Origin of the sequence: Neisseria sp. P0013.S005 (assembly GCF_051958425.1) — a bacterium.
GTDB lineage: Bacteria > Pseudomonadota > Gammaproteobacteria > Burkholderiales > Neisseriaceae > Neisseria > Neisseria subflava.
In genome coordinates this window covers 15837-28218 of the sequence record NZ_JBQCVL010000005.1, presented here as the reverse complement: position 1 = coordinate 28218, position 12382 = coordinate 15837, and the positions used below count along the sequence as shown (strand labels likewise).

The window sequence follows — 12382 nt, the reverse complement described above, 5'->3', positions numbered from 1 at the left end:
ATAATGAAGAAACAAAAACCTTGGCTCGGCTTTTCATTGGCGCTGCTTGCCACCATGACTTGGGGCTCGCTGCCAGTTATCGCCCAACAGGCATTAAAAGCCGTCGATGCACCCACTTTAGTGTGGGTGCGCTTTTTAGTGGCTTCGCTGGTGTTGTTTGCGTTGTTGGGGCTGACCGGCAAGTTGCCGAGACCGTCTGAATTTTCCAGGCAGACCTTGTTTTTATTGGTGCTGGGCATTATCGGCATTTCCGCCAACTTCGTTCTCGTTGCCCTGGGTTTGCACTATATTTCGCCGACCACCACGCAGGTGTTGTGGCAGCTCTCACCCTTTACCATGATTTTGGTCGGCGTAGGCGTGTTTAAAGAAGCCTTTACGCACTGGCAAAAAATCGGCTTGATGCTTTTGCTGACGGGTTTGGTCATGTTTTTCAACGACAAATTCGGTGAACTTTTCAGCTTGGGCAGCTACGCGGTCGGCGTGATGATAGCGGCTTCTGGCAGCATGATTTGGGTGTGCTACGGCGTGGCGCAAAAACTTTTGTCCAAACATTTCAATTCGCAACAAATCCTGCTCATGATTTATTTTTGCAGTAGCTTTGTTTTCCTGCCGTTTGCCGAACCGTCGCAAATCGCCCATATCGGCAATCCGTTTTTATGGGGCTGCTTTATCTATTGCTGCCTGAACACGCTGATCGGCTATGGTTCATTCGGTGAAGCGCTCAATCATTGGGACGCTTCAAAAGTCAGTATCGTCACCACGTTGATACCGATATTTACCATGATATTTTCCACCATAGGCCATCATCTCGCCCCCGATTATTTTGCCGCTTCGGATATGAATATTGTCAGCTATGTGGGTGCCATGGTGGTTGTGGCCGGAGCCTTGCTGGCTGTGGCCGGAGAGAAAGTAATGGGGCTTTTTTTGAGAAAGATATGAAGCATTTATTGCGAAACAGAATAAAGCAAGGCCGTCTGAAACAGGTTTCAGACGGCCTTTATATTTTCTAAATCAGATTACTGTGAAACGGCGAATCAATAGAAGCCTTCGCGTTCTTCACGGGTGCTGATGTAGATGTTTTTCACTTGGGTGTAGGCGGCGAGCATCATTTTGTGGGTTTCGCGGCCGATACCCGAAGTTTTGTAGCCGCCAAACGGCGCGCCGGCAGGCAGGCGGTTGTAGCAGTTTACCCAAACGCGGCCGGTTTCCAATGCGTTGGAAACACGCAGGCAGCGGTTGATGTCGGTACTCCACACTGCGCCGCCCAAGCCGTATTCGCTGTTGTTGGCCATTTTGATGACTTCTTCTTCGGTTTTGAATTTAATCACGGTGGCAACCGGGCCGAAGATTTCTTCTTGGGCAACACGGGCTTCGTTGCTGCTGGCTTCAATCAAAGTAGGCTCGACAAATTCGCCTTTGCCCAATTCGCCTTCGATTTTTTTACCGCCGGTGATGATGCGGCAGCCTTCCTGTTCGCCGATTTTGACGTATTTCAAAATGGTCTCAAGCTGACCGGCGTTGACTTGCGAACCCATTTGGGTATCGTCTTCCCAAGGCAGGCCGACTTTGATTTTTTTGAACTCTTCCGCCAAGGCGTTGACGAATTTGTCGTAAATGCCTTCTTGTACAAAAATGCGCGAACCGGCGCAGCATACTTGGCCTTGGTTGAACAAAATACCTTTTTGCGCGCCTTCGAGGGCTTTGTCGAAAGGCATATCGTCGAAGAAGATGTTGGCAGATTTGCCGCCCAATTCCAAAGTGGACGGAATCAGCAATTCGGCGGCGGCGATGCCGACGCGGCGGCCGACTTCGGTTGAACCGGTAAAGGCCAGTTTGTTGAAGCCTTTGTGGTGCAGCATGTATTCGCCGGATTTGGAACCGCGGCCGGTAATCACGTTCAACACGCCTTTAGGCAGCAAGTGGTTGATTTTTTGAGCAAGGGACAACAGGCTCAATGAAGTGCTGGAAGAAGGGTGGATGACGATGGTACAACCTGCGGCCAATGCCGGAGCGATTTTCCATGCGGCCATCAAGAATGGGAAGTTCCAAGGAATGATTTGGCCGACTACGCCGATCGGTTCGCGCAGAACGATGGATAAGTCTTCGGCATCAAGTTGGGTCGCAGTGCCTTCTTCGCCGCGGATCACGCTGGCGAAATAGCGGAAATGGTCGGAGGCCAAAGGCACGTCGGCAGCGCGGGTTTCGCGGATGGGTTTGCCGTTGTCCAAGGTTTCTTGCAGGGCGAACAATTCGGCGTTTTCATCAATCACATCGGCGATTTTGTTCAAAATGGCCGCGCGTTCGGCAGTCGTGGTTTTACGCCATGTTTTGAACGCTTCTTGCGCAGTGGCTACAGCAGCATCGACATCGGCATCGGTTGCGTCTGTGAACTTGGCCAACTCATCGCCATTGGCAGGGTTGTAAGAGGATAAAAGTTTGCCTTCGCTACCTTTTGTCCATTCGCCGTTGATCAAAAGGCCGTATTCTTTATCAAACACATTTAAATCTTTTGCCATAATGCTGTCTCCTTAATGAATGGGAATAGGTGTTTCACACCATGAAAAACAGCTTATGCTTTTTTCTTTTTAAGTTCAAGTACTAAAAATGAGAATATTCTCAAAATTTACATTTGCAATGTTGTCTTATGTAGCAGGCCGTCTGAAAATAAAGGATTTTATTGAAATGAAAGTGCATTTGTTAATATATTTAAAGATTTATACGGGTTAAATAGATTTTGTTATGGTATAACATCATAACCTATTGTTTTAAAAAAGATTATGGGTTGACGTCTTCGGATATGGGGAGTATTCTCATTCACAGCTAAACAGTTTTTCAACACCCTAGGAGACTTTCTCATGAAAATGCATGCTGTGGTAGTAAATAAAGATGTAGCAGGTGATGTAGAAGTTGTTGAACGCGAACTGCGTCCGCTGGAATACGGTGAGGCGTTGGTGGAAGTCGAGTATTGCGGCGTGTGCCACACCGACTTGCACGTTGCGGCAGGCGATTACGGCGACAAACCGGGTCGCGTGTTGGGACACGAAGGCATCGGTTTGGTTAAAGAAGTTGCCGACGGTGTGAAAAATCTGAAAGTTGGCGACCGTGTCAGCATTGCATGGCTGTTCCAAAGCTGCGGTTCTTGCGAATACTGTAATACCGGCCGCGAAACCTTGTGCCGTTCCGTATTGAACGCAGGCTATACTGCCGACGGCGGTATGGCGACCCACTGTATCGTGAGTGCCGATTACGCGGTCAAAGTCCCTGAAGGCTTGGATCCTGCGCAAGCTTCGAGCATTACTTGTGCCGGTGTGACCACTTATAAAGCGATTAAAGTTTCCGGTGTTCGTCCGGGTCAATGGATTGCGATTTACGGTGCAGGCGGTTTGGGCAACTTGGGTGTCCAATACGCGAAAAAAGTATTCGGCGCACACGTTGTCGCCATCGACATCAACGATGAAAAACTGGCATTCGCTAAAGAAAGCGGCGCTGATTTAGTCATCAACGCCGCCAAAGAAGACGCTGCCAAAGTGATCCAAGAAAAAACCGGCGGCGCACACGCAGCCGTTGTTACCGCCGTATCCGCCGCCGCGTTCAACTCCGCTGTGGACTGCGTCCGTGCAGGCGGCCGCGTCGTTGCCATCGGTCTGCCGCCCGAATCTATGGACCTGTCCATCCCGCGTCTGGTCTTGGACGGCATCGAAGTGGTCGGCTCGCTGGTCGGTACGCGCAAAGACTTGGAAGAAGCCTTCCAATTCGGCGCAGAAGGTTTGGTTGTGCCTAAAGTTGAATTGCGTGCTTTGGATGAAGCGCCTGCCATCTTCCAAGAAATGCGCGAAGGTAAAATTACCGGTCGTATGGTGATTGATATGAACAAAGAGTGCAGCTGCATTCATCACTAATCAAATGATTCCGTGATAAAAAGGCCGTCTGAACAATTTCAGACGGCCTTTTTTTATTGGATTGGATAACTTAAAGCGTAAAGTCGCTTTCAAATACGCGGATTTCTCCGCTGATAGGATCGGTAAACTCTATTCTTTTGGCCAGAAGTTTTAAAGGTTTATCGTAGTCTTCATCACCGGCTGCCAATGGGGTAGGGTAAAGCGCATCGTTCATCAGCGGCATGTTCAAACTCATCATATGCACGCGGAGCTGGTGTTTTTTTCCGGTATGCGGCGTGAGGCGGTAGAGGCTGAATGCGCCGCGGTTTTCGATAAGTTCGATGGTTGTGTGGGCGTTGGGTTCGCCTTCCGTTTCCCGCGTGAGAAAGAATTTTTCGCCTCGTTCCATTCGTGACGAAATATCCAGCGGATAGTCCAAATCCGTCCGCGTCGGCGCCACCGCTTCATAGGTTTTTTGTACGGTTTTTTCTTGGAACATGGTCTGATAATCACGACGCGTGGCAGGGTTGAGCGAAAGCAGCATAACGCCTGCCGTATCTTTGTCCAAGCGATGAATCGGCGTAATGTCTTCAACATTCAAATGCTGCAATTCAGGCCGCAAACGCAGGTGCGTGAGCAGGGTTTCCCGCAAAAACCTGCCGCTGGGGATGACGGGCAGAAAATGCGGTTTGTCCACCACAATCAAATGCTCGTCAATATGCAAAATCTTTTCTTCAAACGGAATACGCGGCTCGCTCTCACGGCTGGTTTCACGGTAATAAAACATCGTCTTGCCGGGTTCGAACAAGGTATTCTCATCAAACGGTACGCCATCCGCGCCCACCACAAAACCGCTGTTCAGTCGCCGCCGCCAGTTTTCTTCGCCGACAAAGGGAAAATGGGAGCATAGAAAATGCAGCAGCGGCAAGTCGTAAAACTGCTTTTCATGCGGCAAAACCAAGTAGCTGGGTTTGACACCGTCTAAAAGGGGTAGGGGATTGGTACGTTTTTTCATGCGGCGGATTGTACTCGGTTTTTAGGATTTTTTCAGACGGCCTTTTGATTGCTATTGACGCGATATTGCACTTTTTATCATGATTTTCGTTGTAGATGGAAATCTATCTTTTATAAAGGACAACCTGTTGTAAAGTAGGAAAACTGTATTTTTTCAGGAAGAATAGGAACGACATCTTTTCCGGATTTGATATTGCAAACAGATTAACTATTCAAGTTAAAGGTTGTTTGAAAATTTTGAGGATGGTTTTCAAACGACTTTAGTAGGAATAAATCAAGCATGAAAGGGGCGAGTATATTATCATAGCGGTTGTTTACACATTTCATATGTCGGATAAAACCAATGACCCAAGCAAGCAAAAAATCCAACAAATCCATTGAACCCAATATCGCTGACCTTGCCAACGGCTGGCTGAAATCCTATAAGCTCGATTACAGACTTGAACAAGCAAGTCTCAATACTGAAATCGACAAAGCCTTAGACGATTATTATTCCAAAAACGGCGGCATTGGCGGAAACCGTCCCGATGTGAAGCTATTGCTACAAAGCAGTAAAAACGGGCGTTACTACCCCGTGCTTATCGAATATAAAGGTCATAAAGACAAACTGGAAAAACTCGATAAGGATGGTAATGTCGAAAACCGCAACGCCAAAAATGAGCCAATTTTCAAAAACATCAACGGCTATGCCGTAAACGGCGCGGTACATTACGCCAATGCCGTACTGCACCATACCAGTTACACCGACATCATCGCCGTCGGCATGACGGGCTACAAAGACGAGCATGGAGAAATTCGTTATGAAATCGGCGTGTATTATGTGTCTAAAAGCAATTTAGGCGTAGGGCAACGTGTCGGCGATTTTAATGACTTTTCATTTCTAGCAGCAGAACACTTTGAAGATTTCATCAGCCAAGTCGAAGAACTCTCACTAACGCCCGAAGAATTGGACAGGCTCAAAGAAAAGCGTGAAAAAGAAATCGATGCCAGCCTGACCAAGCTCAACAACGACATCTACCAAAACGAAAAAGGCTTAGGCGAAAACGACCGCGTCTATCTCGTCGCTGCCGCCATCATCGCTACCATCGGCATACCCGGAAAAGTTGCGCCGCTGGAAAAATCCGACCTCAAATCATCAAACGAACGCGGCTGGCGCGACGGCGACATTCTTGTGCGTAAAATCGAGTCTTTCTTGGAAGAAAAAGCACTACCCAAAGAAAAGAAAGAGATGATTTTACGCACATTATCCAATACCCTTCTGACCGAAAACATCAACAAAGTTCACAGCGGCGAAACCCAATTAAAACGTGTCTTTACCAAAATTGTCGATGACTTGGGCATCTACTACAAAATCGGGCTGACTACCGATTTTACCGGTAAGCTCTTTAACGAAATGTACTCATGGCTGGGCTTTACTCAAGATAAGCTCAACGACGTGGTGCTGACCCCGTCTTATGTCGCCACATTACTTGCCAAACTTGCACGCGTTAATAAAGATTCCTATGTTTGGGACTTCGCCACAGGTTCAGCCGGGCTGTTGGTTGCTGCCATGAATGAAATGCTGATAGATGCTAAAAACAGCATAGATTCCCCACAAGAACTACGAGAAAAAGAAGCCCAAATCAAAGCTGAACAGCTTTTGGGTTTGGAGTTGCTTTCCAGCGTCTATATGCTTGCCATTTTGAATATGATTCTGATGGGCGACGGCAGCTCCAATATCTTAAACAAAGACTCACTGACCGATTTTGACGGCAAATACGGCTTCGGTAAAACCGACCATAAATTCCCCGCTGATGCCTTTATCCTTAATCCTCCGTATTCTGCCAACGGCAACGGCATGAACTTTGTTGAACGTGCATTGAACATGATGGAAAAAGGCTACGCCGCCATCATTATCCAAAATTCCGCAGGTTCAGGAAAAGCCCGAGAAATTAACAGGCGGATTCTGCAAAACAATACTCTGCTTGCTAGCATAAAAATGCCTCTTGATTTATTTATTGGTAAATCCAGCGTGCAAACCAATATTTATGTTTTCAAAGTAGGTGAACCGCATGAGAAAGACGAAACTGTTAAATTTATCGACTTTTCAGACGACGGCTACACCCGCACCAACCGCAAAAAAGCCAGCAACAATTTGAAAGACACGGGCAATGCGCGCGGACGCTATGAAGAACTGGTGCAACTGGTGCGTTTCGGCAAAAAGAAACTTAACATATTCAGCGAAAAAGAATACTACGAAGGCACCATCGACCCAAAAAACGGCGCAGACTGGAACCAAACCGCTCCGATAGACACCAAACCGACGCTAGACGACTTCAAAAAAACCGTCAGCGATTATTTGGCTTGGGAAGTTTCCAACTTGTTAAAACGTGGAAGCGGACAGAACAACACGCTGGGAAAGTAGATACCCGCTTGACCGAGATGTTGGAAGCGGTCGAGTGGGGGGAATTTTTGATTGGGGATTTGTTTGAATTTCATACGTCTAAAAAACGCTTTGATGCTAACAAAGTCCAAGTATTGGAGGCAGGGCAGTATCCGTATGTTGTTCGAACAGCTTTGAATAACGGTATAAAAGGATTTATCGACGAATCGCCTGAATTTTTAAACGATGGGAATACAATTTCTTTCGGACAAGATACGGCAACTATGTTTTATCAAAAGAAACCGTATTTTACGGGTGATAAAATCAAAATTATGAAAGCCAAATTCAGGAAATTCAACGGAAGAAATGCCCAATTTATCCTGCCTGTAATGTCTAAGGCGTTCAGTTCGTTTTCATGGGGAAGCTCAAGTTTCAAAGTATCCGAACTAAAAAATGTCAAATGCCAACTCCCAGTTCAAAATGGCAATTTACACCTTGACTTTATGGAAAATTTCGTGGCCGAGCTGGAAGCTCGGCGTTCCGCCGAGCTGGAAGCTCGGCGTTCCGCCGAGCTGGAAGCCTACCTTTCAGCCGCAGGGCTGAAAGACTACACGCTGACGACGGAAGAAGAGCGAGCATTAGCAGCGTTGGAAAATAGAGAAATCACGTTCATCGAATATAAGGTTGTGGATTTATTTACGGTGAAAAATACAAACAATATCCTTTCTCGCGATGTAACACCAAACAGTGGTAATACGCCTTATTTGTCAGCAAGCCGAGAAAATAACGCAGTTAGCTCTTATATTTCCCACAGAGAAAATCTGATAGATAAGGGTAACTGTATTTTTATTGGTGGAAAGACATTTGTTGTTACCTATCAGGCAGAAGATTTTTATTCTAACGACAGTCATAATTTATGTTTATATTTGAAGGAAAAGGAAGAAGCCAGCAAGCTAAATCAATTGTGCATCATTTCCTGTATTGAACGGAATTTAGGTCATAAATATTCTTGGGGAGACAGTATCAGCAATAAGAAAATTCAAACAGATACTGTTTTCCTGCCATCTAAAAACGGCAAGCCCGACTATGGCTATATGCAAACCCTGATTTCCGCCGTACAAAAACAAGTCATCAAAGATGTGGTGCACTATGCCGATGAAAAAATCGCCGCCACCAAAACGGTAACAGCAAGGTAAACCTGTTTAAAACCGAAGGCCGTCTGAATGCGAAAACCGATTTTCAGACGGCCTTTTGATTTGTTCCCAACCTCACAAACCCTTAAAAATCAGCTATAATGCCCAACTATTTGATTTTCGCTTATCCCATATTGAAATGGCACAAAAAATTCAATCTGTAAAAGGTATGAACGACCTTTTACCTGTCGAACAAAAAGATTTCAAACTGACGGCTGCGTTTTGGCAGGCGTTTGAAGATACGGTCGGCCGTTGGACACGCGCTTACGGCTATCAGCAAATCCGTACGCCGATTGTCGAGCAAACCGGTTTGTTTGTCCGTTCCATCGGCGAGGAAACCGATGTGGTCGGCAAGGAAATGTACACCTTCTCCGATTCAAACGATTCTTTGAGTTTGAGCCTGCGTCCTGAAGGTACGGCTTCTTGTCTGCGTGCGGTGGTCGAACACAATCTTCTGTACAATAGCCCGCAAAAGCTGTGGTATATGGGGCCGATGTTCCGCCGCGAGCGTCCGCAAAAAGGCCGTTATCGTCAGTTCCATCAGGTCGGTATCGAGGCTTTGGGTTTTGAAGGGCCGGATACCGATGCGGAAATCATCGCGATGTCTGCGGACTTATGGGAAAAATTGGGTATTCGCGAATACCTGACTTTGGAAATCAACAGCTTGGGCAACCGTGAGGAACGCGCGGCACACCGTGCAGCATTGGTTGAATATTTGACCCGCTATGAGGCGCAACTGGATGAAGACAGCAAACGCCGTCTGAAAACCAATCCTTTGCGCGTTTTGGATACGAAAAACCCTGATTTGCAGGAAATCTGCAATGCGGCGCCGCGTTTGGTGGATTACTTGGGCGAGGCTTCGCAAAACCACTATGCACGCTTCAAGGCGATGTTGGACGGTTTGGGTATTCAATACATTGAAAATCCGCGCTTGGTCCGTGGTTTGGATTACTACAATCAGACGGTTTTTGAGTGGACGACCGACAAACTCGGTGCGCAGGCGACTGTGTGCGGTGGCGGCCGTTACGATGGTTTGATTGAAGAGCTTGGCGGCAAACCTGCGCCGTCTATCGGTTTTGCAATGGGTATTGAGCGACTGCTGCTTTTGGTGAGCGAATACGGCTCGCTGGAAGTGAACGCTGCGCCTGATGTCTATGCAATGCACCAAGGCGAAGGTGCGGATTTGCAGGTGATGAAATACGCGCAAGCCTTGCGCGCTCAAGGTTTCAATGTGATGCAGCATTCCGGCTATCAGAGCCTGAAAGCGCAAATGAAAAAAGCAGACAACAGTGGCGCACGCTTTGCCCTGATTGTGGCTCAGGATGAGCTGGCAAACGGTACGGTTACCCTGAAAGATATGCAGGGCAAACACGAACAACAAACCGTTGCCGCCGCTGATTTGACAGACACTTTACAACAATGGAAGAACGCATAAATGGCAGCCCATTTGGAAGAACAACAAGAGTTAGACAACTTTAAATATTTTTGGAAAAGCATCGGCCGTTGGATTTTTACCTTGCTGATCGTGGCGTCTTTGGGGTATTTGGGTTACACCATTTACCAAGGCCAAAAAGCTTCAAAAGATCAGGAAGCTGCCGCCGTATTGGCGCAAATGGTGGAAAAGGCACAGCAAAAAACCGACCCCAAAGCCATCAACGCCGATTTGGCCGAATTGCAAAAAAACTATCCTGATTCCATTTCGACAGCCCAAGCTACGTTGATGGTGGCGGCGACCGAGTTTGATGCCGGCCGTTATGATGTGGCGGAAGGTCATTTGAATTGGGTGCTGAAAAATCAAAACGCACCGCTGGTTCAAGCTTTGGCGGCGCAGCGTTTGGGCGTTGTCCTGTTGCAGCAAAAAAAATACGATGCCGCCATCAATGCCCTGAATACTCAGGTTGAGGCTGATTTCGAGCCTTTGATGTTGGAAACCAAAGGCGATGTTTACGTTGCTCAAAATAAAACCAAAGAAGCCGTACAAAGTTACGAAACTGCTTTGAGCAAAATGCCGCAAACCGCAGTAGGCCGCGAATTGCTGCAAATGAAAATCGACAGCTTGAAATAAGTTTGTTTGAAATCAAGGCCGTCTGAAGTTGCAATGACTTTTCAGACGGCCTAGACTTATCCTTATCAACCGTGTTTTTAAAACACCTGCTTGTGTTCCGCTCCCGTTTTTAGGCGACACTTGACACAGAAAGACTCAATTATGAAACCAACCATCGCGCTTGTCGGCCGCCCCAATGTCGGCAAATCTACTTTATTCAACCGTTTGACGCGCACCAAAGACGCGCTCGTGCATGACTTGCCCGGCCTGACGCGTGACCGACATTACGGTCATGGCAAAGTCGGCAGCAAACCTTATTTGGTTATCGATACCGGCGGTTTTGAGCCGGTTGTGGACAGCGGCATTTTGCACGAAATGGCAAAACAAACCTTGCAGGCTGTCGATGAAGCCGATGCAGTTGTGTTTTTGGTGGACGGCCGTACCGGTTTGACGCCGCAAGACAAAATCATTGCCGACCGTTTGCGCCAAAGCCCGCGTCCCGTTTATTTGGCCGTGAATAAAGGCGAGGGAGGCAATAGAGCCGTGCTTGCTGCCGAGTTCTACGAACTTGCACTGGGTGATCCTTATGTGATTTCAGGTGCGCACGGCGATGGCGTGTATTATCTGATTGAAGATATTTTGGAAACCTTCCCTGAGCCTGAAAAGGAAGAGGAAGAAGCGAAACATCCTGTTTTTGCTGTAATCGGCCGTCCAAATGTCGGTAAATCGACCTTGGTAAACGCCATTCTCGGCGAAGAGCGCGTGATTGCCTTCGATATGGCAGGCACGACACGCGACAGTATCCATATTGATTTTGAACGTGAAGGCAAACCGTTTACCATCATCGATACCGCAGGTGTGCGCCGTCGCGGCAAAGTAGATGAAGCAGTAGAAAAATTCTCTGTTATCAAAGCCATGCAGGCGGTTGAAGCGGCAAACGTTGCTGTTTTGGTGTTGGATGCTCAACAAGATATCGCCGATCAAGATGCAACGATTGCAGGTTTTGCCTTGGAAGCAGGCCGTGCCTTGGTGGTAGCGGTCAACAAATGGGACGGCATCAGCGAAGAGCGGCGCGAGCAAGTGAAACGCGATATCAACCGCAAACTGTATTTCCTTGATTTTGCTAAGTTCCACTTTATTTCTGCGTTGAAAGAGCGCGGTATAGACGGTTTGTTTGAAAGCATTCAGGCTGCCTACAACGCGGCGATGATTAAGATGCCGACGCCGAAAATCACGCGCGTATTGCAAAGCGCGATTGAGCGGCAACAACCGCCGCGTGCTGGCTTGGTGCGCCCGAAAATGCGTTATGCCCACCAAGGCGGCATGAATCCGCCGGTGATTGTGGTTCACGGTAATTCGCTGCACGCGATTTCAGACAGCTACACACGCTATTTGACCCAAACGTTCCGCAAAGCCTTCAATCTGCAAGGTACGCCGCTCAGAATTCAATACAATGTTTCGGAAAACCCGTATGAAAATGCGGAAGATAAACCGAAGAAAAAACCACTGCGCCGTGTCAGCTTGAGCAACCGTATTGAGAAACGCGAAGGCCGCAAGGAAGAGAAAAACCGCTTCAAGAAGAAAACCAAAGTCAGCGTGAAAAAACAATTCAGCAAATAAGCACAAAGGCCGTCTGAACAATTTCAGACGGCTTTTTTATAATGAAAAACAGCTCATTAGAACTTCATGGCATATTTTCGATAGGGTTTGCCGAATTTAAAAAAACATCAAATTTAGATTTGGGATTGTTGTGAATATGGAAATGAAACAGTCGGTTTGACTGGAAAGTTCCCTTATTGCTGGATTCCTAAACGGTGTGATAGAAAAAAATAGTTGGTAATTTATCCTATTCGGGGCTACAATCCCATCAAACGCCAATTTTGGCGTCTTT

Annotated in this window: 9 protein-coding genes; 7 read left to right on the top strand and 2 right to left on the bottom strand. The window is 47.3% G+C overall.

From position 1 onward, the window contains the following. Nucleotides 1-3 precede the first annotated feature (3 nt). The gene (locus tag ACTHTA_RS06375) at nt 4-939 is read left to right on the top strand and encodes a DMT family transporter (protein WP_308887730.1); all 936 of its coding nucleotides are present in this window, start codon (nt 4-6) and stop codon (nt 937-939) included. A gap of 95 nt (nt 940-1034) precedes the next feature. Here ACTHTA_RS06375 and ACTHTA_RS06370 read toward each other — a convergent pair whose 3' ends face one another. Continuing rightward, nucleotides 1035-2516 (bottom strand): aldehyde dehydrogenase family protein, encoded by a 1482-nt coding sequence (locus tag ACTHTA_RS06370; RefSeq protein ID WP_308887732.1) that lies wholly within the window; start codon nt 2514-2516, stop codon nt 1035-1037. A 339-nt stretch (nt 2517-2855) separates the two neighbouring features. Here ACTHTA_RS06370 and adhP point away from each other — a divergent pair, with 339 nt between their 5' ends. Then, the gene (gene adhP, locus ACTHTA_RS06365) at nt 2856-3899 is read left to right on the top strand and encodes an alcohol dehydrogenase AdhP (RefSeq protein ID WP_191620679.1); all 1044 of its coding nucleotides are present in this window, start codon (nt 2856-2858) and stop codon (nt 3897-3899) included. 70 nt (nt 3900-3969) lie between these two features. On the opposite strand, the gene ACTHTA_RS06360 is transcribed toward adhP, so the two are convergent. After that, a complete protein-coding gene (locus tag ACTHTA_RS06360) occupies nt 3970-4893 on the bottom strand; it encodes an RluA family pseudouridine synthase (RefSeq protein WP_440364237.1) in 924 nt (307 codons plus the stop codon). Nucleotides 4894-5235: 342 nt separating this feature from the next. Here ACTHTA_RS06360 and ACTHTA_RS06355 point away from each other — a divergent pair, with 342 nt between their 5' ends. The 5 genes from ACTHTA_RS06355 to der all read left to right on the top strand — a co-directional run bounded on the left by ACTHTA_RS06355 (nt 5236) and on the right by der (nt 12111). Next, the gene (locus ACTHTA_RS06355; RefSeq protein WP_440364236.1) at nt 5236-7296 is read left to right on the top strand and encodes an HsdM family class I SAM-dependent methyltransferase; all 2061 of its coding nucleotides are present in this window, start codon (nt 5236-5238) and stop codon (nt 7294-7296) included. Nucleotides 7297-7313: 17 nt separating this feature from the next. Then, nucleotides 7314-8450, top strand: coding sequence for a restriction endonuclease subunit S (locus ACTHTA_RS06350; protein ID WP_440375744.1), 1137 nt, complete (start codon nt 7314-7316; stop codon nt 8448-8450). Between the two features lie 136 nt (nt 8451-8586). After that, nucleotides 8587-9882: a histidine--tRNA ligase gene (hisS, locus tag ACTHTA_RS06345; RefSeq protein WP_440364235.1), complete on the top strand. Its 1296-nt coding sequence runs from the start codon at nt 8587-8589 to the stop codon at nt 9880-9882. After that, on the top strand, nt 9883-10512 hold the full coding sequence (locus tag ACTHTA_RS06340; protein ID WP_440364234.1) for a YfgM family protein: 630 nt from the start codon (nt 9883-9885) through the stop codon (nt 10510-10512). It abuts the gene before it with no gap. A 141-nt stretch (nt 10513-10653) separates the two neighbouring features. Then, nucleotides 10654-12111 (top strand): ribosome biogenesis GTPase Der, encoded by a 1458-nt coding sequence (gene der / locus ACTHTA_RS06335; RefSeq protein ID WP_049331367.1) that lies wholly within the window; start codon nt 10654-10656, stop codon nt 12109-12111. Nucleotides 12112-12382: the final 271 nt, after the last annotated feature.